Below are 24,928 nucleotides of genomic sequence, written 5' to 3'. Positions count from 1 at the left end.
ATTTATAACCCAGCACTTTGCTTTAGCAAATGTTTCAACCCGTGCATCCGACCAAGCGAACCGGTGGCTCACCGGTCGCAAACCGACCAGGGCGATGCCATCCCCGCCGCGCCGGATTGCCAAGCCCGGTGGGGCCAGTGTACAAAGGCCTCGCGGCCCCCTCGAAAACTGACCGGAAATCACAGCGTTCGCGCTGCTGACAACCCGGCGCATTTCTGCAAAAACCGTAGCCTATTGGAAAAACGCGACATTTAGTGTCAATATCGCGCCTTCCCCTATTTCGTCGCCCCCGTGCGGCTTACGCCGCAGGTCTCGCCCGTTGTTCCGATAAACAAGGCTTTGAGCATCTGCGGTCTGTAGCAAAAAGGTAGTCAATGATGAGCGCAAGGCACTTTCTCTCCCTGATGGATTGCACGCCCGAAGAGCTGGTCAGCGTGATCCGTCGAGGCGTTGAGCTCAAGGACCTGCGTAACCGCGGCGTACTGTTCGAGCCTCTGAAAAACCGCGTCCTGGGGATGATCTTCGAGAAGTCCTCGACCCGCACACGCATCTCCTTCGAAGCCGGCATGATCCAGCTCGGCGGTCAGGCGATCTTCCTGTCGCCGCGCGACACCCAGCTGGGCCGTGGCGAGCCGATCGGCGACTGCGCCATCGTCATGTCGAGCATGCTCGATGCGGTGATGATCCGTACCTTTGCCCACAGCACCCTGACCGAATTCGCCGCCAACTCCCGCGTGCCAGTGATCAACGGCCTGTCCGACGACCTGCACCCGTGCCAGTTGCTGGCCGACATGCAGACCTTCCTCGAGCACCGTGGCTCGATCCAGGGCAAGACCGTGGCCTGGATCGGCGACGGCAACAACATGTGCAACAGCTATATAGAAGCGGCGATCCAGTTCGACTTCCAGTTGCGCGTGGCCTGCCCGGAAGGCTATGAGCCAAACCCCGAATTCGTGGCCAGGGCCGGTGACCGCGTGACCATCGTCCGCGACCCGAAAGACGCCGTGCGCGGCGCGCATCTGGTCAGCACCGACGTCTGGACCTCCATGGGCCAGGAAGAGGAAACCGCCAAGCGTCTGAAGTTGTTTGCGCCGTTTCAGGTCAACCGTGCCCTGCTCGACCTGGCCGCCGATGACGTGCTATTCATGCACTGCCTGCCCGCTCACCGCGGTGAGGAAATCAGCCTCGACCTGCTCGATGACCCGCGCTCCGTCGCCTGGGATCAGGCAGAAAACCGTCTCCACGCACAGAAGGCCCTGCTCGAGTTCCTTGTCGAACCGGCATATCACCACGCATGAGTCATGAATTACTGCTGAACCTGCGCAACCTCGCTTGCGGCTATCAAGATCAACGTGTGGTGCAGAACCTCAACCTGCACCTCAACGCCGGCGACATCGGCTGCCTGCTCGGCTCGTCCGGTTGCGGCAAGACCACCACCCTGCGCGCGATTGCCGGTTTCGAACCGGTGCACGAAGGGGAAATCTCTCTCGGCGGTGAGGTGATCTCCAGCGCCGGTTTCACCCTCGCCCCGGAAAAACGCCGGATCGGCATGGTCTTCCAGGACTACGCGCTGTTCCCGCACCTGAGTGTCGCGGACAACATCGCCTTCGGTATCCGCAAGCACCCGAACAAGGAGCGCGTGACCGAAGAGCTGCTGGAACTGGTCAACCTCAAGAACCTCGGCAAACGCTTCCCCCATGAGCTGTCCGGCGGCCAGCAACAACGGGTCGCCCTCGCCCGCGCCCTGGCGCCGGAGCCGCAGCTGTTACTGCTCGACGAGCCGTTCTCCAACCTCGATGGCGAGTTGCGACGCAAGCTCAGCCATGAAGTGCGCGACATCCTCAAGGCCCGTGGCACCAGCGCGATTCTGGTGACTCACGATCAGGAAGAAGCCTTTGCCGTCAGCGATCACGTCGGCGTGTTCAAGGAAGGCCGGCTGGAGCAGTGGGACACGCCCTACAACCTCTACCACGAACCGGCGACACCCTTCGTCGCCAGCTTCATCGGTCAGGGTTACTTCATTCGCGGCCAGCTCGGCAGCCCGGAATCGGTGCAAACCGAACTCGGCGAACTGCGCGGCAACCGCGCCTACACCTGGCCGATCGGTGGCGCGGTGGATGTGCTGCTGCGTCCGGATGACATCGTTTATGCACCGGACAGTGGGTTGAAAGCGCGGATCGTCGGCAAGACATTCCTCGGTGCCTCGACTCTGTATCGCCTGCAACTGCCGACCGGCGCACAGCTGGAATCGATCTTCCCGAGCCACGCCGATCATCAGGTGGGTGCGGATGTCGGGATTCGGGTGGCGGCCGAACACCTGGTGCTGTTCCAGGCCTCCGGCAGCACTGCCGCGCAGATTCCAGCGCTGGAAAGCGGCGTTCGCCGCTATGGCACTGCGCACTGATCGATACAAAAACAATAAGGGAGCCTGATGGCTCCCTTGTTTTTTGCTCTCAACCCAGCATCAACGTGCCGCTGGCCACCAGCGTCGCATTCCCGCCGATCTTCACCCGCTCGCCTTCCAGCCGACAGAACAGCTCACCGCCCCGCGCCGAACGCTGGCAGGCGCTCAGGCTCGATTTGCCCAGACGTTTCGACCAGTACGGAATCAGGCTGCAATGGGTCGAACCGGTCACCGGGTCTTCATTGATGCCGATAGCCGGAGCGAAATAGCGCGAGACAAAATCATGCTGATTGCCCGGGGCGGTGACGATCGCGCCCAACCACGGCAATTTGGCGAGGGCGACCATGTCCGGCTGGCAATCGAGCACCGCCTGCTCGGACTCCAGCACCACGAACAGCTCGTTGGAACTCAGAACATCCACTGCCTGAACATTCAATGCCCGCTCGATCTCCACGGTCACGCCTTTTTCCACCGTTTCGATGGCCGGGAAATCCAGCCACAACCTGCCACCTTCGCGGCTGACGCTCAACGGCCCGGACTTGCAGGTGAAGTCCAGACGCTCGGCGCTTTCCTTATAGATCTCGAACAGCACATAGGCGCTGGCCAGCGTTGCATGACCACACAGCGGCACCTCGGTGGTCGGCGTGAACCAGCGGATGTGCCACGCCTGTCCTTCGCGCACCAGAAACGCGGTTTCCGCCAGATTGTGCTCGGCGGCGATCTTCTGCATCAGTTCGTCCGCGAGCCACGCGTCGAGCCGATAAACCATTGCCGGATTGCCACTGAACGGCCGATCACTGAACGCGTCGACCTGATGAAACTCGAGCTGCATAACCTTCTCCCTGTGCAAGTTGAACGAGCATGCAGCGCGGGCCGGATCAGCGCCAGTGACAGTGCCGGCCAATTTTCTTCATACAGACGTCAAGGGCGACCGATGTCGGCAAATTTCGCCTGTGTGTGTTCTGCCAGGACCGCCGGTGCCAGTTCCACTTCCAGCCCGCGCCGACCGGCGCTGACATAAATCGTCGCAAAAGGCTGGGCCGAGTTATCGATGAAGGTCCGCAGGCGCTTTTTTTGCCCCAGCGGGCTGATGCCACCCAGCAGGTAACCGGTGGAACGTTGCGCGGCGGCCGGGTCGGCCATCTCGACTTTTTTCACGCCGGCGGCGTGGGCAAGCCCCTTGAGGTCGAGACTTCCGACGACCGGCACCACCGCCACCAGCAACTCCCCCTTCTCACTGGCCGCCAGCAGCGTCTTGAACACCTGCGCCGGATCGAGTCCCAGTTTTTCCGCGGCCTCCAGACCATACGACGCGGCCTTCGGGTCATGTTCGTAACTGTGCACGCGATGTTCGGCACGAACTTTTTTCAACAAGTCCAACGCAGGGGTCATGGCAGCTCCGGGCTCGGCAGTGGCAAAAAAACCTGCGGCGGATTTTAGGCCATCGCTGTGCAAAAGGCTCTACCACGCGCCACGTTTCCCGGGGTTTACAGGCCGATAACCACCGCGCAGGCCGGGTGCCCCACAGGATCATTCACATGACTGATAGTTTATTTGTGACCGATGGTTCACTTTCGACCTTTGACAGGTTTGTTTCTTGTCTATATTTTTTCGAATCTGAATAATGTAAGAATTATCGTCATCGCAGCATCCAGCAGTAAACCGGGAACAGGATGGGGATCCTGCCTCGGCGAAAATCGCGCCTTGCCCTGTCGGCAATGCGCCAGACAACAACAAAAACCGAGGTTTTCAATGACAACTGCGTTACAGCAACCTTCGCTCTCGAGCCAGTGCCTGGCCGAGTTTCTGGGTACTGCCCTCCTGATCTTTTTCGGTACGGGTTGTGTCGCCGCGCTCAAGGTCGCGGGCGCCAGCTTCGGTCTGTGGGAAATCAGCATCATCTGGGGCGTCGGCGTGAGCATGGCGATCTACCTCACCGCCGGCGTTTCCGGCGCGCACCTGAACCCTGCCGTCAGTATCGCCCTGAGCATTTTCGCCGACTTCGAAAAGCGCAAACTGCCGTTCTACATCCTGGCCCAGGTCGCCGGCGCCTTCTGCGGCGCGCTGTTGGTTTACACGCTGTACAGCAACCTGTTCTTCGATTTCGAACAGACTCACCATATGGTTCGTGGCACTGAAGCCAGCCTGGAACTGGCGTCGGTGTTCTCCACTTTCCCGAACCCTGCGCTATCGACTGCCCAGGCGTTCCTGGTCGAGGTGATCATCACCGCGATCCTGATGGGCGTGATCATGTCCCTGACCGACGACAACAACGGCCTGCCGAAAGGCCCGCTGGCGCCGCTGCTGATCGGTCTGCTGATTGCAGTGATCGGCAGCTCGATGGGCCCGCTGACCGGTTTCGCGATGAACCCGGCCCGGGACTTCGGTCCGAAACTGATGACTTTCTTCGCCGGCTGGGGTGAAATTTCCTTCACCGGCGCACGTGAAATCCCGTACTTCCTGATTCCGATTTTTGCACCGATTGTCGGTGCCTGCCTCGGCGCTGCCGGGTATCGCGGGCTGATTGCCCGTCACCTGACCGGCGCCACACCTGCTACAAAGGATGCAGAACCGGCCATTGACGGCAAACCAAGAACTTCTTGAAACAGTCGGCGCGGGCTCCTGCCCTTCCAGAGCCCGCGCCCCGGCCCACTCTCCCTTATTTCGTCCAAGGCAATCGACATGACCGACATTCAGAATAAGAACTACATCATTGCCCTCGATCAGGGTACGACCAGCTCCCGCGCGATCATTTTCGACCGCGACGCGAACGTGGTCTGCACCGCACAACGCGAATTCGCCCAGCATTACCCGCAAGCCGGTTGGGTCGAACACGACCCGATGGAAATCTTCGCCACCCAGAGCGCGGTGATGGTCGAGGCCCTGGCCCAGGCCGGCCTGCACCATGACCAGGTCGCCGCCATCGGTATCACCAATCAGCGTGAAACCACCGTGGTCTGGGACAAGACCACCGGCCGCCCGGTGTACAACGCGATCGTCTGGCAGTGCCGCCGCAGCACCGAGATCTGCCAGCAGCTCAAGCGCGACGGTCATGAAGACTACATCCGTGACACCACGGGCCTGGTCACCGACCCGTACTTCTCCGGCACCAAACTGAAGTGGATCCTCGACAACGTCGAAGGCAGCCGTGAACGGGCGCGCAACGGCGAACTGCTGTTCGGCACCGTCGACAGCTGGCTGATCTGGAAATTCACCGGCGGCAAGGTTCACGTCACCGACTACACCAACGCCTCGCGCACCATGCTCTTCAACATCCACACGCTTGAGTGGGACGCGAAGATGCTGGAGATCCTCGACATCCCGCGCGAAATGTTGCCGGAAGTCAAAGCCTCCTCGGAAATCTACGGTCGTACCAAAAGCGGCATCGCCATCGGCGGTATCGCCGGCGACCAGCAGGCTGCGCTCTTCGGTCAGATGTGCGTCGAGCCGGGTCAGGCGAAAAACACTTACGGCACTGGTTGCTTCCTGCTGATGAACACTGGCGACAAAGCAGTGAAATCCCAGCACGGCATGCTCACCACCATCGCCTGCGGCCCGCGCGGCGAAGTGGCTTACGCCCTGGAAGGCGCGGTATTCAACGGCGGCTCCACCGTGCAGTGGCTGCGTGATGAGTTGAAGATCGTCAACGACGCCCACGACACCGAATACTTCGCCAATAAAGTGAAGGACAGCAACGGCGTGTACCTGGTGCCGGCCTTCACCGGCCTCGGCGCACCTTACTGGGACCCGTATGCCCGTGGCGCCCTGTTCGGCCTGACTCGCGGCGTGCGTGTGGATCACATTATCCGCGCTGCGCTGGAGTCGATCGCCTACCAGACCCGCGACGTCCTTGACGCCATGCAGCAGGACTCCGGCGAACGCCTCAAAGCCCTGCGCGTGGACGGCGGTGCGGTGGCGAACAACTTCCTCATGCAGTTCCAGGCCGACATCCTCGGCACCCAGGTCGAGCGTCCGAAAATGCGCGAAACCACGGCGCTCGGCGCAGCTTATCTGGCCGGCCTGGCGTGCGGTTTCTGGGGCAGCCTGGAAGAACTGCGCGGCAAAGCCGTGATCGAGCGCGAGTTCGAACCGAGCCTGGACGAAGTCGAGAAAGAGAAACTGTACAAAGGCTGGAAAAAAGCCGTCAGCCGTACCCGCGATTGGGCGCGTGAGGACGCTGAATAAGCCAACCTGAGTACTCGTATCTGTATGTAACTGGTCGGGAGGAGATTCCTGCGGCATCATGGGCAAATTTTGCACGGCAGCCCAAAGGAAGCCCCATGAATCTGCCTCCCCGTCAGCAGCAAATCCTCGAGCTGGTCCGCGAACGCGGCTATGTGAGCATCGAGGAAATGGCCACGCTGTTCGTTGTTACCCCGCAAACCATCCGCCGCGATATCAATCAGCTGGCGGAAGCCAATCTGCTGCGTCGCTACCACGGCGGCGCCGCCTATGATTCCAGCGTCGAAAACACCGCCTACGCGATGCGCGCCGATCAGATGCGCGATGAAAAGCAACGCATCGGCGAAGCCATTGCCGCGCAGATTCCCGATCACGCCTCATTGTTCATCAACATCGGCACAACGACCGAATCGATTGCCCGCGCCCTGCTCAACCACAGTCATCTGAAGATCATCACCAACAACCTGCACGTCGCTTCGATGCTCAGTGCCAAGGATGATTTCGATGTACTGCTGACCGGCGGCAACGTGCGCCGCGACGGCGGCGTGGTGGGTCAGGCGAGCGTGGACTTCATCAACCAGTTCAAGGTCGACTTTGCGTTGGTGGGTATCAGCGGCATCGACGAAGACGGCAGCCTGCTCGACTTCGATTACCAGGAAGTGCGGGTGTCCCAAGCGATCATCGCCAATGCCCGACAGGTGATCCTGGCGGCGGACTCCAGCAAGTTCGGACGAAACGCGATGATCCGCCTCGGCCCGATCAGCCTGATCGATTGCCTGGTGACCGACCAACAACCGGTGCCGGCCCTGGCGCAACTGCTGAGCCAGCACAAGATTCGTCTGGAAGTCGTTTAACCCTCTCCCGCCTAACCGCCCTCCCGGCGAATTCTCGTTCCCACGCTCTGCGTGGGAATGCCACCCGGGACACTCTGCGTCCCATTCAGAAGCCGACGCAGAGCGTCAATGTATGCATTCCCACGCAGACGGTTCGACGCCTCGACGTGGGAACGATCAGTGCTCTAACGCGCATTTTATGTTCGAATATTTTCCTTTTTCGGCCCTTCGATGAGTTTTTTCAATCGAAGTCGACTGGCTGCGCGCGTCTTTATGGGCTACCATTTTCGCAAATGAACATTCATGTTCGATTTCAAAGACAGATAATCAAAAGAGCCCGAGGCCTGCCGATGTCCACCTCTACCTTGCGTACGCCCCCTATCTCCGAGATCTACGACATCGCCGTCATTGGCGGCGGGATCAATGGCGTGGGGATTGCAGCGGATGCCGCCGGTCGCGGTCTTTCGGTGTTCCTTTGCGAAAAGGACGATCTGGCCAGCCACACCTCGTCGGCCAGCAGCAAGCTGATCCACGGTGGCCTGCGCTATCTCGAACATTATGAGTTCCGTCTGGTACGTGAAGCCCTGGCCGAACGCGAAGTGCTGTTGGCCAAGGCCCCGCACATCGTCAAGCCGATGCGTTTCGTGCTGCCGCACCGTCCGCACCTGCGCCCGGCGTGGATGATTCGCGCGGGCCTGTTCCTCTATGACCACCTCGGCAAGCGCGAAAAACTGGCTGGCTCGAAAAGCCTGAAGTTCGGCGCCGACAGCGCACTCAAGAGCGAAATCAGCAAAGGCTTCGAATATTCCGACTGCTGGGTCGACGACGCCCGCCTCGTGGTTCTGAATGCCATGGCCGCCCGTGAAAAAGGCGCACACATTCACACCCAGACCCGTTGCGTCAGTGCCCGCCGCGCCAAGGGCCTGTGGCATCTGAATCTGGAACGCGCCGATGGCAGCCTGTTTTCGATCACCGCCAAAGCGCTGGTGAATGCGGCTGGCCCTTGGGTCGCCAAGTTCATCCGCGACGACCTGAAGATGGAGTCGCCGTACGGCATCCGTCTGATCCAGGGCAGCCACATCATCGTGCCGAAACTGTACGAAGGCGATCACGCGCACATCCTGCAAAACGAAGATCAGCGCATCGTTTTCACCATTCCGTACCTGAACAACCTGACCCTGATCGGCACCACCGACCGCGAGTACACCGGCGACCCGGCCAAAGTGGCGATCACCGACGGCGAGACCGATTACCTGCTCAAAGTGGTCAACGCCCACTTCAAGAAGCAGATCAGCCGTGACGACATCCTGCACACCTACTCGGGCGTGCGCCCGCTGTGCAACGACGAGTCCGACAATCCTTCGGCCGTGACTCGCGACTACACCCTGGCACTGTCCGGCAGCACCGAAGAAGCGCCGCTGCTGTCGGTGTTCGGCGGCAAGCTGACCACCTACCGCAAGCTCGCCGAGTCGGCGATGGCGCAGCTGATGCCGTACTTCACCCAGATGCGCCCGAGCTGGACGGCCACCGCCACCCTGCCCGGCGGCGAGGACATGACCACGCCACAGGCCTTGAGCGCGCTGATCCGCGACAAGTTCGACTGGGTACCGACCGAAATCGCCCGCCGCTGGGCCACCACCTACGGCAGCCGCACCTGGCGCATGCTCGAAGGCGTCGACACCCTGGCCGACATGGGCGAACACATCGGCGGCGGGCTCTACACCCGTGAAGTCGATTACCTGTGCAGCGAGGAGTGGGCCACCACCGCACATGACATTCTGTGGCGCCGCAGCAAACTGGGCCTGTTCACCACGGCGGCCGAACAGGAACGACTGGCCACGTACCTGAACAAGGTCGAGCAGAACCGCAGCAAGATCGAAGCGGCCTGATCCGTTCGTCATTGAACAAAAAGCCCCTGAATCGAAAGATTCAGGGGCTTTTTGCAGTCAGGCCGAAACAAGGCGCGCCGAGACGTTCGGTTTTCCGAACGCGACTTGACGGTCAATTCGGTTAACCGGATCAGATCCACGAAAAACCACCATCACAAAACTTTAATATCCATATAAATCAATTGATTAGCCTGTAGCGACTGGTCTGGCACGACTCATGCTCTACACTCCTTCGACGAATGCCCGTTGCGCCAACACAACAGGAGCCGTCAGGCATTCGAAGTACAAAGGGCCCGCTCAACCGGCTCCATAAAAAAAACAATGTCGAGGAAAATTTGATGCGCATCGTTCCCCATATCCTGGGCGCAGCCATTGCTGCCGCTCTGATCAGCACACCAGTTTTCGCTGCCGAACTCACCGGCACCCTTAAGAAGATCAAAGAGTCCGGCGTCATCACCCTGGGCCACCGTGACGCCTCCATTCCTTTCTCCTACATCGCTGATGCTACCGGCAAGCCGGTCGGCTACTCCCACGATATCCAGCTGGCCATCGTCGAAGCGATCAAGAAAGACCTGGACCTGCCAAACCTGCAGGTCAAATACAACCTCGTGACCTCGCAAACCCGTATCCCGCTGGTGCAGAACGGCACCGTGGACGTCGAGTGCGGCTCCACCACCAACAACGTCGAGCGTCAGCAACAGGTCGACTTCTCCGTCGGCATCTTCGAAATCGGTACCCGTCTGCTGTCCAAGGCTGACTCCAAGTACAAGGATTTCGACGATCTGAAAGGCAAGAACGTCGTGACCACCGCCGGCACCACGTCCGAGCGCATCCTCAAGGCGATGAACGCCGACAAGCAGATGGGCATGAACGTGATCTCCGCCAAGGACCACGGTGAATCCTTCCAGATGCTGGAATCGGGTCGTGCCGTGGCGTTCATGATGGACGACGCTCTGCTGGCCGGCGAACGAGCCAAAGCGAAGAAAGCCGATGACTGGGCCGTAACCGGCACTCCACAGTCGTACGAAATCTACGGCTGCATGATGCGCAAGGGCGACGAGCCGTTCAAAAAGGCTGTGGATGACGCCATCGTCGCCGTCTACAAGTCGGGCGAGATCAACAAGATCTACGACAAGTGGTTCATGCAGCCGATTCCGCCAAAAGGCCTGAACCTGAACTTCCCGATGAGCGACGAGCTCAAGGCCCTGATCGCCAATCCGACCGACAAAGCGGCTGACGACAAGAAATCCTGATTTCTGACTAACCTTATCCCCTGAAAAGGCGCCTGCCTTTTCAGGGGATGGTCACTCCCTGCTGGCATTTTCTGGAAACACTCGAACCGGTGGCTGTCGAGCCGATCGCGTGTGCCCGGTTTTCGAATCGGGCGGGAATGGAACTTCCCCAGGCGGGCACTTGTACATCGATCGAATCAAGGGGAGACCCTAATGAATTACAACTGGGACTGGGGCGTGTTCTTCAAGTCCACCGGCGTGGGCAGCGAGACCTATCTCGACTGGTTCATTTCCGGTCTGGGCTGGACCATCGCCATCGCCATCGTGGCCTGGATCATCGCCCTGCTGCTCGGCTCGCTGCTGGGCATCATGCGCACCGTGCCGAACCGCATCGTGTCGGGCATCGCGACCTGCTACGTCGAACTGTTCCGTAACGTGCCGCTGCTGGTTCAACTGTTCATCTGGTACTTCCTGGTACCCGACCTGCTGCCGCCGGATCTGCAGGAGTGGTACAAGCAGGACCTGAACCCGACCACCTCGGCCTACCTGAGCGTTGTCGTGTGCCTGGGCCTGTTCACTGCCGCCCGGGTCTGCGAACAGGTTCGCACCGGTATCCAGGCGCTGCCTCGGGGCCAGGAATCCGCCGCCCGCGCCATGGGTTTCAAGCTGCCGCAGATCTACTGGAACGTGCTGCTGCCCCAGGCCTACCGGATCATCATTCCGCCGCTCACCTCGGAATTCCTGAACGTGTTCAAGAACTCCTCCGTGGCGTCCTTGATCGGTCTGATGGAGCTGCTGGCGCAAACCAAACAGACCGCCGAATTCTCGGCCAACCTGTTTGAAGCCTTCACCCTGGCGACCCTGATCTACTTCACCCTCAACATGAGCCTGATGCTGCTGATGCGCATGGTCGAGAAGAAAGTCGCCGTGCCCGGCCTGATCTCCGTGGGGGGTAAATAATGGAATTCGATTTCAGTGGCATCGTTCCGGCCATTCCCGGCCTGTGGAACGGCATGCTGATGACCCTCAAGCTGATGGCGCTGGGCGTGGTCGGCGGGATCATCCTCGGCACCATCCTCGCGCTGATGCGTCTGTCCCACAGCAAACTGCTGTCGAACATCGCCGGCGCGTACGTCAACTATTTCCGTTCGATCCCGCTGCTGCTGGTGATCACCTGGTTCTACCTGGCAGTGCCGTTCGTGCTGCGCTGGATCACCGGCGAAGACACCCCGATCGGCGCGTTCACCTCGTGCATCGTGGCCTTCATGATGTTCGAAGCGGCCTACTTCTGCGAAATCGTCCGCGCTGGCGTGCAGTCGATTCCCAAAGGCCAGATGGGCGCCGCGCAGGCACTGGGCATGACCTACGGCCAGATGATGCGCCTGATCATCCTGCCCCAGGCGTTTCGCAAGATGACCCCGCTGCTGCTGCAGCAGAGCATCATCCTGTTCCAGGACACCTCGCTGGTCTACACCGTGGGCCTGGTGGACTTCCTCAACGCCTCGCGCGCCAGTGGCGACATCATTGGCCGCTCGAATGAGTTCCTGATCTTCGCAGGTCTCGTGTACTTCACCATCAGCTTTGCCGCCTCGGTGCTGGTCAAGCGTCTGCAAAAAAGGTTCGCCGTATGATCTCTATCAAGAACATCAACAAGTGGTATGGGGACTTCCAGGTGCTGACCGATTGCAGCACCGAGGTCAAAAAGGGTGAAGTGATCGTGGTCTGCGGTCCGTCCGGTTCGGGCAAGTCGACCCTGATCAAGTGCGTCAACGCACTGGAACCGTTCCAGAAGGGCGACATCGTGGTCGACGGCACGTCGATTGCCGATCCGAAGACCAACCTGCCGAAACTGCGTTCGCGCGTCGGCATGGTGTTCCAGCATTTCGAACTGTTCCCGCACCTGACCATCACCGAAAACCTGACCATCGCGCAGATCAAGGTGCTGGGCCGCAGCAAGGAAGAGGCGACCCAAAAGGGCCTGCAACTGCTCGAGCGCGTCGGCCTGTCGGCTCACGCCCACAAGCATCCGGGTCAACTGTCCGGCGGTCAGCAACAGCGTGTGGCGATCGCCCGTGCGCTGGCGATGGACCCGATCGTCATGCTGTTCGACGAACCGACCTCGGCGCTGGATCCGGAAATGGTCAACGAAGTGCTCGACGTGATGGTGCAACTGGCCCAAGAAGGCATGACCATGATGTGCGTGACCCACGAAATGGGCTTCGCCCGCAAAGTGGCCGACCGGGTGATCTTCATGGACGCCGGCAAGATCATCGAAGACTGCAAGAAGGAAGAGTTTTTCGGCGCCATCAGCCAACGCTCCGAACGCGCGCAGCATTTCCTCGAGAAAATCCTGCAGCACTAAAAACGGCTGCATTCCCCGACACCTGCTGTCGGGGAATGCAGGTGGTTGACCCAAGGCATCTGTGATGAAATGCGACCCCACTCTCTATCGCGCCACGCCGCCATCACTTGCCGTGAAACCCCGTCTGATCCGCCACCTGTTCCTGCCGCCGCTGGTCATCGCCCTGATGATCGGACTGGGTTACATCGGCTTCTGGACCAGTGAACATTTCGGCATCCGCAGCCTCGGCGAAAACGGCCAGCGCCAGCTGGAACTGCACGCTCGCGCGGTCGAAAGCGAAATCAGCAAATACACCTACCTGCCCAGCCTGCTGGAACTCGAATCGAGCGTTTCGCAGTTGCTGGACGACCCAACCCCGGAATACCGGCAAACGGTCAACGAATACCTGGAAGGCCTGAACCGGCGCAGCCGCAGTCGGGCCATCTATGTCATGGATACCACCGGCCGGGTCATGGCCACCAGCAACTGGCGGGACGTCGACAGCTACCTCGGTGAAGACCTGTCGTTCCGCGCCTACTTCCAGAACGCCATCCGCGGTCAGCCCGGACGCTTCTACGGGATCGGCAGCACCAACGGCGAGCCCGGTTATTACCTGGCCCACGGCCTCGAAGAACACGGCAAGATCATTGGAGTGGCGGTGGTCAAGGTACGCCTGGAAGCCATGGAAGAACGCTGGCAGCGGGCGCGCCTCGAAGCGTTCGTCAGTGATGAAAACGGCATCATTATTCTGTCCAGCGATCCGGCCAGACGTCTTAAATCGGTCGTACCGCTGAGCGACGAGACCAAGGAAAAACTCGCCCGCAGCCTGCAGTACTACTGGTTCCCGCTGAACGAGCTGCAACCGCTGGCCCGGGAAACCCTGTCCGAAGGCGTGGAAAAACTCACCTTTCCGGCCAACAGCGAAGTGCCGAGCCAACAGGGTGGCGATGAGGAAAACATCAGCTACCTGGCGCAAACCCGGCCGTTGAGCGATACCCCCTGGAATTTCACCTTGCTCACGCCGCTGCAGGATCTGCGGCGCGAGGCGATCAATCAGGGAATTCTGGTGGCCGTGGCGTTTGCCTTGGTGGCGTTTCTGCTGATCGCCTGGAACGAGCGGCGCAAGGTCATCGCCACCCGCCTCGCCGCCCGCGAAGCCTTGCAGGAAGCCAACAATCAGCTGGAGCGTCGGATTACCGAACGCACCGCCGACCTGCGCGCCAGCAATGACCGGCTCAAGAGCCAGATCCGCGAACGGCGTCAGGCCGAAGAAACCTTGCGCCGTGCCCAGGACGAACTGGTGCAGGCCGGCAAACTCGCGGCGATCGGCCAGATGTCGACCAGCATCGCCCACGAACTGAACCAGCCGCTGGCGGCGATGCGCACGCTGTCGGGCAACACCATCCGTTTCCTTGAGCGTGGCCAGCTCGATGTCGCCAGCACCAACCTCAAGACCATCAACGACCTGATCGATCGCATGGGCCGGATCACCGCCAGCCTGCGCTCCTTTGCCCGGCGCGGCGACGACAAGGGCCGCGCCAGCCTCGGCAAAGCAGTGGACGCCGCCCTGCAAGTGCTTGGCGCCCGTGTGGAAAATGCCGCCCTGAAAGTGCATCGCCAGTTCAACGATGAGCAGGTGCAGATCGACCAGACGCGCCTGGAACAGATTCTGGTCAACCTGATCGGCAACGCCCTCGACGCCATGCAGGCGCAACCGCTGCCGGAACTGTGGCTGGAAGGCGAAGAATTCAACGGCAAATATCGCCTGCGGGTGCGCGACAACGGTCACGGCATCGATGCCGAAGCGCGCAAGCACCTGTTCGAACCATTCTTCACCACCAAACCCGGCGAACAGGGACTGGGCCTCGGTCTGACCCTGTCGGCCAGCCTGGCCGCCGCCACCGGCGGGCATCTGGGTGTCGAACACCCGGCCAGCGGTGGTACCACGTTTGTCCTCAGTTTACCGTTGGTAAGCCCTACTCCTGCCGAGCCAATATGAACAACGACCTCAGTGTATTGATCGTCGAAGACGACCCCCATGTCCTGCTCGGCTGCCAGCAGGCGCTGACCCTCGAAGACATCCCCTGCATCGGCGTCGGCAGTGCCGAGGAGGCGCTGGAGCAGGTCGGTGACAACTTCGCCGGGATCGTCATCAGCGACATTCGCCTGCCGGGCATCGACGGCCTGGAACTGCTGACCCGGCTCAAGGCCCGGGATCGCAGCCTGCCGGTGGTGCTGATCACCGGCCACGGCGATATCTCCATGGCGGTCGGCGCGATGCAGAAAGGCGCCTACGACTTCATGGAAAAACCGTTCTCCCCCGAGCGCCTGGTCGATGTGGCCAGGCGCGCGCTGGAGCAACGCAGCCTCAATCGCGAAGTCTCCTCCCTGCGCCGGCAACTGGCCGAACGTGATTCACTGGAAGGACGGATCATCGGGCGTTCGCCGGCCATGCAGAACCTGCGTGAGCTGATCGCCAACGTCGCCGACACCTCGGCCAACGTGTTGATCGAAGGCGAAACCGGTACCGGCAAGGAACTGGTCGCCCGTTGCCTGCACGATTTCAGCCGCCGTCACACCAAACAGTTCGTTGCGCTGAACTGTGGCGGGCTGCCGGAAAACCTGTTCGAAAGCGAAATCTTCGGCCACGAAGCCAACGCCTTCACCGGCGCCGGCAAACGGCGGATCGGCAAGATCGAACACGCCGACGGCGGCACGCTGTTCCTCGACGAAGTGGAAAGCATGCCGCTGCCGTTGCAGATCAAACTGCTGCGGGTGTTGCAGGAACGCACCCTCGAACGCCTCGGCTCGAACCAGAGCGTGGCGGTGGATTGCCGGGTGATTGCGGCCACCAAGTCCGACCTCGACGAGTCGAGCAAGGCCGGGGAATTTCGCAGCGACTTGTACTACCGCCTCAACGTGGTGACGCTGGAACTGCCGCCGTTGCGCGAGCGCCGCGAAGACATTCTGCAACTGTTCGAACACTTCACCCAGCAATCGGCCCTGCGCTTCGACCGGGCGCTGCCGGAACTGGACAATCAGACCCTGTCGAGCCTGATGAGCCACGACTGGCCAGGCAACGTGCGCGAACTGCGTAACGTCGCCGAGCGCTTTGCCCTCGGCCTGCCAGCGTTCAAGAAAACCGGCGCGGGTAACGCAGGCCAAGGCCTGGCGTTCGCCGAAGCGGTGGAAGCGTTCGAACGCAACCTGCTCAGCGACGCCCTGCAGCGCAGCGGCGGCAACCTGACCCAGGCCAGCCTGGAACTGGGGATGGCCAAGACCACACTGTTCGACAAAGTGAAAAAATACGGCCTGAGCCATTAAGCGAGAACGAAGTGGATCTGATCTTCAAGGCAATGCTCGGTGCGGCAGTAGTGGTGGTCCTCGCCATGCTGGCCAAGACCAAAAACTACTACATCGCAGGGCTGGTGCCGCTGTTCCCGACCTTCGCCCTGATCGCCCATTACATCGTCGGCAAGGGCCGCTCGATCGACGACCTGAAGACCACCATCGTCTTCGGCATGTGGTCGATCATTCCGTACTTCGTCTACCTGGCGACGCTGTACGTGATGGTCGACCGCATGCGCCTCGAAGCTTCGCTGGCGATCGCGGCGGTGGCATGGCTGATCGCGGCGACGGTGCTGGTGTCGGTGTGGGTGCGGCTGCACGCCTGAGTCAGAGCAGGTTGCGTTCTGCCACCGGTTCGATCTGCGCCCAGTGCGACGTGTCTTCGCGATGCTCGCGCAGATACGGCAACACCGCCGCCAGCAACGGTTCCTTGAACGCTTCCTGAAAGCGGTGCGCCAGCCCCGGAATCAACCGCAGCTGACTGCCGCGAATGTGCGCCGCCAGGTGCACGCCGTGCATCACCGGCAGCAACGGATCGGCGGTGCCATGCACCACCAGCGTCGGCACCCGCAACTGGTTGAGCAACGCCACCCGGCTCGGCTCGGCGAGGATCGCCATGATCTGGCGCTTCACGCCTTCGGGATTGAACGCCCGGTCGTAGGACAGCGCCGCCTGATGCAGCAAGGCCTGCCGATCATCAGTGACTGACGGGCTGCCCAGCGCCGCCAGCAGATCGGCCTGTTGCTCCAGCGCAGTCTCGCGATTGGGAGCGCCACGCCGTGACAACAACTGCACCAGCGCCGCGCTCGGCGCCGGCAACCCTTCGGCGCCGGAGCTGGTCATGATCAGCGTCAGGCTTTCGACCCGTTGCGGCGCCATGGCCGCCATGTGCTGGGCGATCATCCCGCCCATGCTCGCGCCGAGCACGTGGAATTGTTCGATGTGCAAGGCGTCCATCAGGCCCAGCGCATCGTCGGCCATGTCGGTCAGGCTGTAAGGCGCCGCCACCGGCAGGCCGAGTTTGTAGCGCAGCACTTCAAAGGTCAGGTTGGCGTCAGCCGGCGTCTGGCGCCAGGTCGACAGACCGACATCGCGGTTGTCATAACGGATCACCCGAAAGCCCTGCTGACACAGCGCGACCACCACTTCATCCGGCCAGTGAATCAACTGCCCGCCCAACCCCATCACCAGCAACAGCGCCGGATCCGACGCACGGCCGATGCTCTGGTACGCCAGGCTCACCTGCTCCAGATCGACCCGTTCGGTCGGTACATTGACGTCGCAACGCGACGCCGCGTAGGACGCCGGAACGAAAAAAACCGCGGTCAACAACGCCGCGATTGCAAAGAATCCCTTGAACATGAAAAACACCGAAACGCAGAACCCCAGTAGAGCGCGAGTCTGATGAAGTTTGTTCAAGCGCGCTGCCACAGTTCGATGACAGTTTGATGAAGAGTGCCGAGCGGTCGAATCGGCGAGAGTCCAGCAAGTGCCTGTGCCACCTGCCGCTTGTCGGGACTGTCAGATCTGACAGTCGTTAAAAAACTGCCTTTGACACAGCATGAACTCTCGGCCGACAGGCGGCCATCAACGCATCAGGGAGGCAATATGAGCGCGAATCTCATTACAAACGGGGATTTCGAGTCGGGCAGTTTTACACCATGGATCGCACAGGCTCTTCAGGGCAAAGCCGACGTGGTCAATCACAACCGCAGCTTCCAGGCGCAACTGCAGCCTGGAGTGGATAACGGCATCTTGCTCTATACCCAGTTCGAAGCCCCCTCCGGGCCTTTTACCCTGAGTTTCAGTGCATCCGCACCCACTGCCCAGTACTACCTGCCTCCATTTGATTACGTTACTCACCCGTTCCTGGTTTATTTCATTTCGGGCTTCGACGCAGGCGGTCAATTGATTCAGACGGACTTTGGCCTGGCGCCGCTGCAACCCACGGATACAGTCTTTAAATACAGCGGCAATATGCCGGCTGACGTAAAGAGGGTCGAAGTTCGATTCTCGGGCCCCTCCGATCCTGACAAGAACAAGGGTCCGCTTTACATCGATACGGTGAATTACACATCGGGGCAGGCTCTTTCCAAACGCTGGAGCTGAACGCAAAAAAAAACCGCTGAATACATAACCTCAGCGGTTTTTCGGCGTTTGTCGGTTTCGGCGTATTACGCCAACTGACTGCGCAACTGGCGCGCCGCCGCGACCATGTTCACCAGTGCCGCTTCGGTCTCGGGCCAGGCGCGGGTTTTCAGGCCGCAATCGGGGTTGACCCACAGACGCTGCGCCGGAATGCGCTTCACGGCTTTGCTCATCAGTTTGACCATCTCGACGGTGTCCGGCACACGCGGCGAGTGGATGTCATAGACGCCCGGGCCGATGTCGTTCGGGTAGTCGAACGCTTCGAAGGCCTCGAGCAATTCCATGTCCGAACGCGAGGTTTCGATAGTGATCACGTCGGCATCCATGTCGGCAATCGCCTTGATCACGTCGTTGAATTCGCTGTAGCACATGTGGGTGTGGATCTGGGTTTCATCCTTCACACCCGACGCTGTCAGACGGAACGCTTCCACCGCCCAGTCGAGGTATTCCTGCCACTGTGCACGGCGCAGCGGCAGGCCCTCGCGGAACGCGGCTTCGTCGATTTGGACGATTTTGATCCCGGCGTTTTCCAGGTCCACCACTTCGTCCCGCAGGGCCAGCGCCAGTTGCTGCGCCTGGACTTTGCGTGACACGTCTTCACGGGGGAACGACCACATCAGCATGGTCACGGGACCTGTCAGCATGCCTTTCATGACCTTGTCGGTGAGGCTCTGGGCGTAAGTGATCCAGTCCACAGTCATGGCATCCGGACGACTCAGGTCACCATAGATCACCGCCGGTTTGACACAACGGGAACCGTAGCTCTGGACCCAGCCGAAGCGGGTGAACAGGTAACCGTCGAGCTGTTCGGCGAAGTATTCGACCATGTCATTGCGCTCGGCCTCACCGTGCACCAGTACATCGAGGCCCAGGCGCTCCTGCACCTGCACCGCGTGGCGGATTTCACTGCGCATGGCATCGTGATAATCGTTGGCCGACAGCTTGCCCTGCTTGAATGCCTGACGGGCCAGACGAATCGAACCGGTCTGTGGGAACGAACCGATGGTGGTGGTGGGGAACGCAGGCAATTTAAGACGCGCCTGCTGCGCGGCGATACGTTTGGCGAACGGCGAATGACGCTGGCTGTCGCTGGCGTTGATTGCCTCGATTCGCGCCTGCACTGCGGCGTTGTGAATACGCGGCGAACGCACGCGGCTTTCTTGAATCGCGCGGCTTTCAGCCAGAGCGGTTTGCACGTTCGGCGCTTGCGGATCGTTCAGCGCATCACGCAAGACCGAGATCTCGCTGCATTTCTGTACGGCGAATGCCAGCCAGCTTTTCAGTTCCGGATCGAGCTTGTCTTCGCGCTCGACATCCACCGGGCTGTGCAGCAACGAGCAGGAACTGCTGACCCACAGGTTGTCGCCAAAGCGCTCCTGCGCCGGCTGAAGTTGCGCCAGCGCCTGCTCCAGTTCGCAGCGCCAGACGTTGCGTCCGTTGACCAGGCCCACCGACAGAATCTTGTAAGTCGGCAGACGATCGAGCACCTGGCCGAGTTGCTCCGGCGCACGCACCGCGTCAATGTGCAAGCCTTGCACCGGCAAGCCGACAGCCAGGCCAAGGTTGTCCTGCAGACCGCTGAAATAGGTCGCCACCAGTTTCTTCAGCGGCGAATACTGAAGGATGTGATAGGCGCGTTCGAAGGCGCTTTTCCAATCCTGCGGCAGATCCAGAGTGAGGATCGGTTCGTCGATCTGCACCCATTCCACGCCCTGCGCGGCGAGGCGACCGAGGATTTCGTTGTACACCGGCAGCAGGCGCTCGAGCAGATCGAGCTTGTCGAAGCCGTTGCCTTTGGCCTTGCCCAGCCACAGGTAAGTCAGCGGGCCGATGATCACCGGTTTGACGCTGTGACCGAGGGCTTTAGCTTCTTCGACCTCATCGAACAACTGTTCCCAGCTCAGCTTGAACTGTTGGTCGGCGCTGAATTCCGGGACCAGGTAGTGGTAGTTGGTGTCGAACCACTTGGTCAGCTCTTGGGCGTATTGAGTCTTGCCGTGCTCACCGCCGCAGCAGGAAGACGTCGCGCCACGGGCCATGGCAAACAGCGTGTCGAGGGTCGGCAGGCCGCGCGCGTCACGCACAGCGTCGAAACGCTCGGGGATCACACCGAAGGTCAGCGAGTGGGTCAGCACCTGGTCGTACCAGGCGAAGTCGCCGACCGGCAGCAGGTCGATGCCGGCGTCCTTCTGCAATTGCCAGTGCCTGGCGCGCAGCTCGCGGCCGACCTGATTCAGGGCGGTCTGATCGAGATCGCCTTTCCAGTAGGCTTCGAGGGCTTTTTTCAGTTCGCGGTCGGCGCCAATGCGCGGGAAACCCAGGGTGTGTGCCACGGCCATGTCGAGTGTGCTCCATTGCGTAAAAGATGGCGCCATTGTCGACAGCCAGGTCAACATGAGACAAACTCAACCTTTTCGTGTTGATCACAAATTTTCCTCATGGAGCCTGCGGTGCTTGAGATCCGTCACCTGAAAACCCTGCATGCCCTGCGCGAAGCCGACAGCCTGGTCGATGCGGCCGACCGCCTGCACCTGACCCAGTCCGCACTGTCCCACCAGTTCAAGGAGCTTGAAGAGCGCATGGGCATGCCGTTGTTCGTGCGCAAGACCAAGCCGGTGCGTTTCACCAGCGCCGGTCTGCGCCTGCTGCAACTGGCCGACGCGACCCTGCCGCTGCTGCGCGCCGCTGAACGCGACATCGGGCGTCTGGCCGGTGGCACCGCCGGGCGTCTGCATATGGCGATCGAATGCCACAGCTGCTTCCAGTGGCTGATGCCGACCATCGACCAGTTCCGCGATGCGTGGCCGGAAGTCGAACTCGACCTCGCTTCGGGTTTCTCCTTCGCCCCGCTACCGGCCCTGGCAAGGGGTGATCTGGATCTGGTGGTGACGTCCGACCCGCTGGAAATTGCCGGTATCACCTACGTGCCATTGTTCACCTACGAAGCCATGCTCGCGGTCGCCAACCAGCATGTATTGGCGAGCAAACCGCACATCGTCCCCGAAGACCTGCTGACCGAAACCCTGATCACCTACCCGGTGGAACGCGACCGCCTCGATATTTTCACCCGCTTCCTCGAACCGGCCGACATCGAACCGGCGCAGGTGCGCACCTCAGAGCTGACGGTGATGATGATGCAGTTGGTGGCCAGCGGCCGTGGTGTGTGCGGCATGCCGCACTGGGCGCTGCATGAATACAGCTCAAGGGGTTACGTGAAGGCCAAACGGCTGGGCGAGAAAGGTCTGTTCGCGACGCTGTACGCAGCGATCCGCGCCGACATGCTGGACGCGCCATACATGCGCGACTTCCTGCTGACAGCCAAGGACACTTCGTTCTCGACCCTGGATGGGGTCAGCGCGGTTCGTTGAGGCTGGCGGTTGGCACGAACGGCGCGCACCACATGTGGATCTTGTCGAAGTAGTCCTCGCCGACCCGCACCGCCATCGGCTCGAGGCCGAACTGGATGAAGCCGCAGCGCTGGTACAGATGAAACGCCGCGTCATTACCGGCGGTGACGGTCAATTGAATGACTTTCAGCGCCGGATGCTGCTGCGCTTCACCCAATACCGCCTCCATCAATTTCAGGCCCAGCCCGCGCTGACGAAACTCGGCCGACACATACAGGCCGAACACCGTCGCCTTGTGCCGGGCCTTCTCCCGAGGCTCGAACGCCAGACCAACGATGCCCGCCAGCCGGCCGTCCTCGAACGCGCCGAACACCGCGTCGAGCTTGCTGGTCAGGCGTGACTCCCACCAACTCAGTGGCATCACCGCGCGCTCGCGCACGCTGGAGGTGAACGCCTGCGGATGCCGGTCATAGGCTTCCAGCATCAATTCGCGATAGGCCAGCGCATGACTGGCGTCCAGCCGCTCGATCCACATGTCAGGCTGCCTTGCGTTGCTCAAGCATCAGCCGCACGGCCAGGCCGCCCAGCACAAAACCCATGAAGTAACGCTGCGCCGCCAGCCAGGTCGGGTGGTTGACGAACCACGATGCGATGCCCGCCGCGAACAGCGCGATCAACAGGTTGACGCTGAAACTGACGCTGATCTGGGTCAGGCCGAGGAGGATGCTCTGGGTGAACACCGAGCCCTGTTCCGGGGTGATGAACTGCGGAAATACCGAGAGGTAGAACACCGCGATTTTCGGGTTCAAGGCACTGGTGAGAAAGCCCATGGTGACCAGTTTGCGCGAAGAATCCGCCGGCAATTGCTGCGCCTCGAACGGCGAGCGGGCGCCCGGCTTCAGCGCCTGCCAGGCCAGCCACAGCAGGTACAGCGCACCGGCCCACTTCAACACTTCATAGGCCATCGGCACCGCGAGAAACACCGCGGTCAAACCGGCGGCCGCCGCAAACAGGTGGACGAAGAACCCCATCACCACGCCGAGCAGCGAGGTCACCCCGGCCCGGCGCCCCTGACAGATCGACCGCGAGATCAGGTAGATCATGTTCGGCCCCGGCGTCAGTACCATCAGCAGGGCGGCGGCGGCAAAAATCAGCAGGTCTTGAAGCGGGATCATGACGAAGTCCTTTGCACGAATGATCAGGCGATCGCGGTCAGCGAGGCTCGATAAAACGGCAGGATCAGGTCACGTGTCAATGGGGCGAGAACCACATCGCCGTCGGTGGCCGGGTCGATCCAGATCACCTCTTCGATCTCGGCGGCTGGAGACACCCTGGCGTCGATGGTCAGTTGAAAGATCTCGGCCTGCACGACGAATCCCGGCTCGTTGGCGGCGGGTGCCGAGAACTGACCGAGAAAGCTCGCCTGCGTCGGATCGATCACCAGCCCCAGCTCTTCTTCCAACTCACGGGCCAGCGCATGCACCGGCAGCTCGCGGGCTTCGATCTTGCCGCCCGGTTGCATGAACGCCGTGGTGTTGCGCTTGCGCACCAGCAGGGTCTGGCCGTCGGAGTTGAGCAGCAGCGCGGCAGCGATACGAATGATGCGAGGGGAAACTGCAGAAACGGAGGTCATGGGTCAGCCATCGGCCTTGGGAAAAACCGCAAGGATCCCACGCCGGCCGCGCCAGCGTCATCACCCTTGGGCCAGAAGCACACTCTCCCCCTCCTCCGGCACTTTCACGAACACCTTGTATTTAGCGCCCTCCATGGCTTCGAAACTGATCAACTTGTCCACCAGCAAAGCACTCAGCACCTTGCCGGCATTGAGCAGCAACATGCCGTTGTCGGCGTTGAGATTGCGCGCCAGGATCATCCCCGCTGCCAGCTCCCGGGTGCCCATGACCTTGACGTCCGGATCGGCCAGGGTGATGTCGCTGACCATTGCGCAGACCTTGATGAAATCCTCGATCAGCTCGGGATCGTAGAGTTTGCCCGCGTACTGGCGCAGGTACAGCAGCGCTTCATCGCTGTTCATTTGCCGCTCGAGAATCAGCCCGCGCTGCAACTCGACGAAATCCACCGCCAGTTTCAACAGCCGCGAACCCAAGGGAATGGCTTCGCCCTTGAGCCGGTCGGGAAAACCGCTGCCATCCCAGTGTTCCTGATGATGCAGGATCAGTCGCGCTGCATCCTTCATCGGGTCCAGGGTCATCAACAGCGATTCGCTCTGTTTCGGATACGCCCGGTAGCGATCGCGGTCAGTGCTGTGCAGCAGGTCCGAAGGCGTGATCATCATGTTGTCGGTCCAGCTCAGCTTGCCGATGTTATAGAGTGCGGCGGCCATGGTCAGATCGCGGCTGGTGGCTTCGTCAAACCGATGTTCGCGGCAATAGCAGCGCACCAGTTCGATGATCTGCCGGTTGGTCTGCTTGGTCGGCGGCAGGCGCAGGTTGGCCAGCAACGAGAACATTTCGGTGCCTGTCAGAAAACTGCGCTTGAGCTCCTCGTAGGCCAGATCGAGCATGTCGGCGGTCTGCTGCAGCTCGGCGGTGCGGGCGGCGACGCGCTTTTCCAGGGTGCCGTTGAGCACCTTCAACTGATCGTTTTGCACCCGGGTCAGTTGTTCCAGCCGCTCGCGCTCACGCACCAGATGCTGATGCGCCAGCGCTTGACGCAAGGTCAGGAGCATTTCCTCGTCGTTCCAGGGTTTGCTGATGTAGCGCTCGATCTGGCCCTCGTTGATGGCCTTGATGATCGCCGAAGGTTCGGCGTACCCGGTGAGCATGATCCGCGCCGTCGCAGGGTACAGCTCATGAACGCGAGCCAGTAGCGTGGCACCATCCATATTGGGCATGCGCGCATCGCTCATCACCAGATTCACCGGTTGCTGCTTGAGGATTTCCAGAGCCTGGGCACCGCTGGTGGCCAGCAACACATCATAAGGCTGGCCACGCAGCAGACGGCGCAGGCTGTTGAGGATCGGCTCCTCGTCATCGACCAGCAATACCTTGGGTCGCAACGATGAATTCGGGGCGGTTTGCTCTTCCATGGCGATGCCTCACGGTAAACGCTAGACGTGGCAGGCGCCCCGACAGACCTCCCCGCTTGCCTGCGCCTGAATCAAAGGCTAGATGATTTTCGCCGGGGCCGTGTAAATCCTCTGTTACACCGCGACAGGCGAAGTTGCGCCCGTGCAACTATGCT

At 60.9% G+C, this 24,928-nt stretch carries 23 protein-coding genes; 15 read left to right on the top strand and 8 right to left on the bottom strand.

What is annotated here, in order from left to right:
- Nucleotides 1–377 precede the first annotated feature (377 nt).
- Entirely contained in the window at nucleotides 378–1,298 is a 921-nt protein-coding gene (argF, locus tag L6D81_RS17965) for an ornithine carbamoyltransferase (protein WP_207866720.1), read from the top strand.
- A complete protein-coding gene (locus L6D81_RS17960; protein ID WP_236181286.1) occupies nucleotides 1,295–2,404 on the top strand; it encodes an ABC transporter ATP-binding protein in 1,110 nt (369 codons plus the stop codon). The genes argF and L6D81_RS17960 overlap by 4 nt, the downstream gene beginning before the upstream one ends.
- Nucleotides 2,405–2,453: 49 nt before the next feature.
- Here the strand turns inward: L6D81_RS17960 and L6D81_RS17955 are convergent, their stop codons facing one another.
- Complete coding sequence (locus L6D81_RS17955) at nucleotides 2,454–3,236, bottom strand: PhzF family phenazine biosynthesis protein (RefSeq protein ID WP_236181285.1); 783 nt, start codon at nucleotides 3,234–3,236, stop codon at nucleotides 2,454–2,456.
- 89 nt (nucleotides 3,237–3,325) lie between these two features.
- Nucleotides 3,326–3,796 carry a Cys-tRNA(Pro) deacylase gene (ybaK, locus tag L6D81_RS17950; protein ID WP_007953184.1) on the bottom strand — a complete coding sequence of 157 codons (471 nt, stop codon included), beginning with the start codon at nucleotides 3,794–3,796 and terminating at the stop codon, nucleotides 3,326–3,328.
- A gap of 360 nt (nucleotides 3,797–4,156) precedes the next feature.
- On the opposite strand from ybaK, the gene L6D81_RS17945 reads away from it, so the two are divergent.
- The 11 genes from L6D81_RS17945 to L6D81_RS17895 all read left to right on the top strand — a co-directional run bounded on the left by L6D81_RS17945 (nucleotide 4,157) and on the right by L6D81_RS17895 (nucleotide 16,555).
- Nucleotides 4,157–5,008, top strand: coding sequence for an MIP/aquaporin family protein (locus L6D81_RS17945; RefSeq protein WP_007953183.1), 852 nt, complete (start codon nucleotides 4,157–4,159; stop codon nucleotides 5,006–5,008).
- 78 nt (nucleotides 5,009–5,086) lie between these two features.
- Nucleotides 5,087–6,589, top strand: coding sequence for a glycerol kinase GlpK (gene glpK / locus L6D81_RS17940; RefSeq protein ID WP_236181284.1), 1,503 nt, complete (start codon nucleotides 5,087–5,089; stop codon nucleotides 6,587–6,589).
- Nucleotides 6,590–6,684: 95 nt separating this feature from the next.
- Entirely contained in the window at nucleotides 6,685–7,440 is a 756-nt protein-coding gene (locus L6D81_RS17935; RefSeq protein WP_007953179.1) for a DeoR/GlpR family transcriptional regulator, read from the top strand.
- Nucleotides 7,441–7,769: 329 nt separating this feature from the next.
- Nucleotides 7,770–9,308 (top strand): glycerol-3-phosphate dehydrogenase, encoded by a 1,539-nt coding sequence (gene glpD, locus L6D81_RS17930; RefSeq protein ID WP_236181283.1) that lies wholly within the window; start codon nucleotides 7,770–7,772, stop codon nucleotides 9,306–9,308.
- A gap of 338 nt (nucleotides 9,309–9,646) precedes the next feature.
- The gene (locus tag L6D81_RS17925) at nucleotides 9,647–10,561 is read left to right on the top strand and encodes a glutamate/aspartate ABC transporter substrate-binding protein (protein ID WP_236181282.1); all 915 of its coding nucleotides are present in this window, start codon (nucleotides 9,647–9,649) and stop codon (nucleotides 10,559–10,561) included.
- 192 nt (nucleotides 10,562–10,753) lie between these two features.
- A complete protein-coding gene (locus L6D81_RS17920) occupies nucleotides 10,754–11,500 on the top strand; it encodes an amino acid ABC transporter permease (protein ID WP_007953174.1) in 747 nt (248 codons plus the stop codon).
- Nucleotides 11,500–12,171, top strand: coding sequence for an amino acid ABC transporter permease (locus L6D81_RS17915; RefSeq protein WP_236181281.1), 672 nt, complete (start codon nucleotides 11,500–11,502; stop codon nucleotides 12,169–12,171). The genes L6D81_RS17920 and L6D81_RS17915 overlap by 1 nt, the downstream gene beginning before the upstream one ends.
- Nucleotides 12,168–12,902 carry an amino acid ABC transporter ATP-binding protein gene (locus L6D81_RS17910; RefSeq protein ID WP_236181280.1) on the top strand — a complete coding sequence of 245 codons (735 nt, stop codon included), beginning with the start codon at nucleotides 12,168–12,170 and terminating at the stop codon, nucleotides 12,900–12,902. Before L6D81_RS17915 ends, L6D81_RS17910 begins: the two co-directional genes overlap by 4 nt.
- Nucleotides 12,903–12,966: 64 nt before the next feature.
- On the top strand, nucleotides 12,967–14,880 hold the full coding sequence (gene aauS, locus L6D81_RS17905; protein ID WP_236181279.1) for a two-component sensor histidine kinase AauS: 1,914 nt from the start codon (nucleotides 12,967–12,969) through the stop codon (nucleotides 14,878–14,880).
- Nucleotides 14,877–16,205, top strand: a complete 1,329-nt coding sequence (aauR, locus tag L6D81_RS17900) for a two-component response regulator AauR (protein WP_276574215.1) — start codon at nucleotides 14,877–14,879, stop codon at nucleotides 16,203–16,205. Before aauS ends, aauR begins: the two co-directional genes overlap by 4 nt.
- Before the next feature lie 20 nt (nucleotides 16,206–16,225).
- Nucleotides 16,226–16,555 (top strand): GlpM family protein, encoded by a 330-nt coding sequence (locus tag L6D81_RS17895; RefSeq protein ID WP_236181313.1) that lies wholly within the window; start codon nucleotides 16,226–16,228, stop codon nucleotides 16,553–16,555.
- A 1-nt stretch (nucleotide 16,556) separates the two neighbouring features.
- Here L6D81_RS17895 and L6D81_RS17890 read toward each other — a convergent pair whose 3' ends face one another.
- A complete protein-coding gene (locus tag L6D81_RS17890) occupies nucleotides 16,557–17,591 on the bottom strand; it encodes an alpha/beta fold hydrolase (protein ID WP_236181278.1) in 1,035 nt (344 codons plus the stop codon).
- A 246-nt stretch (nucleotides 17,592–17,837) separates the two neighbouring features.
- Between L6D81_RS17890 and L6D81_RS17885 the strand changes: the two genes are divergently transcribed.
- Entirely contained in the window at nucleotides 17,838–18,338 is a 501-nt protein-coding gene (locus tag L6D81_RS17885; RefSeq protein ID WP_236181277.1) for a hypothetical protein, read from the top strand.
- Between the two features lie 65 nt (nucleotides 18,339–18,403).
- On the opposite strand, the gene metE is transcribed toward L6D81_RS17885, so the two are convergent.
- Entirely contained in the window at nucleotides 18,404–20,716 is a 2,313-nt protein-coding gene (gene metE / locus L6D81_RS17880; RefSeq protein ID WP_236181276.1) for a 5-methyltetrahydropteroyltriglutamate--homocysteine S-methyltransferase, read from the bottom strand.
- A 111-nt stretch (nucleotides 20,717–20,827) separates the two neighbouring features.
- Here metE and metR point away from each other — a divergent pair, with 111 nt between their 5' ends.
- Nucleotides 20,828–21,745, top strand: coding sequence for a transcriptional regulator MetR (metR, locus tag L6D81_RS17875; protein ID WP_236181275.1), 918 nt, complete (start codon nucleotides 20,828–20,830; stop codon nucleotides 21,743–21,745).
- Here metR and L6D81_RS17870 read toward each other — a convergent pair.
- Genes L6D81_RS17870 through nosR form a run of 4 tightly spaced genes read right to left on the bottom strand, consistent with a single transcriptional unit; the run spans nucleotide 21,729 to nucleotide 24,773 of the window.
- On the bottom strand, nucleotides 21,729–22,259 hold the full coding sequence (locus L6D81_RS17870; RefSeq protein WP_236181274.1) for a GNAT family N-acetyltransferase: 531 nt from the start codon (nucleotides 22,257–22,259) through the stop codon (nucleotides 21,729–21,731). The genes metR and L6D81_RS17870 overlap by 17 nt on opposite strands.
- A gap of 1 nt (nucleotide 22,260) precedes the next feature.
- On the bottom strand, nucleotides 22,261–22,899 hold the full coding sequence (locus L6D81_RS17865; RefSeq protein ID WP_236181273.1) for a LysE family translocator: 639 nt from the start codon (nucleotides 22,897–22,899) through the stop codon (nucleotides 22,261–22,263).
- A gap of 23 nt (nucleotides 22,900–22,922) precedes the next feature.
- Entirely contained in the window at nucleotides 22,923–23,357 is a 435-nt protein-coding gene (locus L6D81_RS17860) for an NUDIX hydrolase (protein WP_236181272.1), read from the bottom strand.
- Nucleotides 23,358–23,417: 60 nt separating this feature from the next.
- Complete coding sequence (gene nosR, locus L6D81_RS17855) at nucleotides 23,418–24,773, bottom strand: response regulator c-di-GMP phosphodiesterase, NosR family (protein WP_236181271.1); 1,356 nt, start codon at nucleotides 24,771–24,773, stop codon at nucleotides 23,418–23,420.
- Between the last annotated feature and the right edge of the window lie 155 nt (nucleotides 24,774–24,928).

This window comes from Pseudomonas sputi, assembly GCF_021603585.1.
GTDB classification, from domain to species: Bacteria; Pseudomonadota; Gammaproteobacteria; order Pseudomonadales; family Pseudomonadaceae; genus Aquipseudomonas; species Aquipseudomonas sputi.
The sequence above is the reverse complement of the archived record's forward strand: the minus strand, read 5'-3'. Positions and strand labels throughout refer to the sequence as shown.

What these genes read in the sequence shown, in the direction of transcription:
- argF (WP_207866720.1), top strand. Translation starts at nt 378, where the DNA reads ATGAGCGCAAGGCACTTTCTCTCCCTGATGGATTGCACGCCCGAAGAG.
- L6D81_RS17960 (WP_236181286.1), top strand. Translation starts at nt 1,295, where the DNA reads ATGAGTCATGAATTACTGCTGAACCTGCGCAACCTCGCTTGCGGCTAT.
- L6D81_RS17955 (WP_236181285.1), bottom strand. Translation starts at nt 3,236, where the DNA reads ATGCAGCTCGAGTTTCATCAGGTCGACGCGTTCAGTGATCGGCCGTTC.
- ybaK (WP_007953184.1), bottom strand. Translation starts at nt 3,796, where the DNA reads ATGACCCCTGCGTTGGACTTGTTGAAAAAAGTTCGTGCCGAACATCGC.
- L6D81_RS17945 (WP_007953183.1), top strand. Translation starts at nt 4,157, where the DNA reads ATGACAACTGCGTTACAGCAACCTTCGCTCTCGAGCCAGTGCCTGGCC.
- glpK (WP_236181284.1), top strand. Translation starts at nt 5,087, where the DNA reads ATGACCGACATTCAGAATAAGAACTACATCATTGCCCTCGATCAGGGT.
- L6D81_RS17935 (WP_007953179.1), top strand. Translation starts at nt 6,685, where the DNA reads ATGAATCTGCCTCCCCGTCAGCAGCAAATCCTCGAGCTGGTCCGCGAA.
- glpD (WP_236181283.1), top strand. Translation starts at nt 7,770, where the DNA reads ATGTCCACCTCTACCTTGCGTACGCCCCCTATCTCCGAGATCTACGAC.
- L6D81_RS17925 (WP_236181282.1), top strand. Translation starts at nt 9,647, where the DNA reads ATGCGCATCGTTCCCCATATCCTGGGCGCAGCCATTGCTGCCGCTCTG.
- L6D81_RS17920 (WP_007953174.1), top strand. Translation starts at nt 10,754, where the DNA reads ATGAATTACAACTGGGACTGGGGCGTGTTCTTCAAGTCCACCGGCGTG.
- L6D81_RS17915 (WP_236181281.1), top strand. Translation starts at nt 11,500, where the DNA reads ATGGAATTCGATTTCAGTGGCATCGTTCCGGCCATTCCCGGCCTGTGG.
- L6D81_RS17910 (WP_236181280.1), top strand. Translation starts at nt 12,168, where the DNA reads ATGATCTCTATCAAGAACATCAACAAGTGGTATGGGGACTTCCAGGTG.
- aauS (WP_236181279.1), top strand. Translation starts at nt 12,967, where the DNA reads ATGAAATGCGACCCCACTCTCTATCGCGCCACGCCGCCATCACTTGCC.
- aauR (WP_276574215.1), top strand. Translation starts at nt 14,877, where the DNA reads ATGAACAACGACCTCAGTGTATTGATCGTCGAAGACGACCCCCATGTC.
- L6D81_RS17890 (WP_236181278.1), bottom strand. Translation starts at nt 17,591, where the DNA reads ATGTTCAAGGGATTCTTTGCAATCGCGGCGTTGTTGACCGCGGTTTTT.
- L6D81_RS17885 (WP_236181277.1), top strand. Translation starts at nt 17,838, where the DNA reads ATGAGCGCGAATCTCATTACAAACGGGGATTTCGAGTCGGGCAGTTTT.
- metE (WP_236181276.1), bottom strand. Translation starts at nt 20,716, where the DNA reads ATGGCCGTGGCACACACCCTGGGTTTCCCGCGCATTGGCGCCGACCGC.
- L6D81_RS17870 (WP_236181274.1), bottom strand. Translation starts at nt 22,259, where the DNA reads ATGTGGATCGAGCGGCTGGACGCCAGTCATGCGCTGGCCTATCGCGAA.
- L6D81_RS17865 (WP_236181273.1), bottom strand. Translation starts at nt 22,899, where the DNA reads ATGATCCCGCTTCAAGACCTGCTGATTTTTGCCGCCGCCGCCCTGCTG.
- L6D81_RS17860 (WP_236181272.1), bottom strand. Translation starts at nt 23,357, where the DNA reads ATGACCTCCGTTTCTGCAGTTTCCCCTCGCATCATTCGTATCGCTGCC.
- nosR (WP_236181271.1), bottom strand. Translation starts at nt 24,773, where the DNA reads ATGGAAGAGCAAACCGCCCCGAATTCATCGTTGCGACCCAAGGTATTG.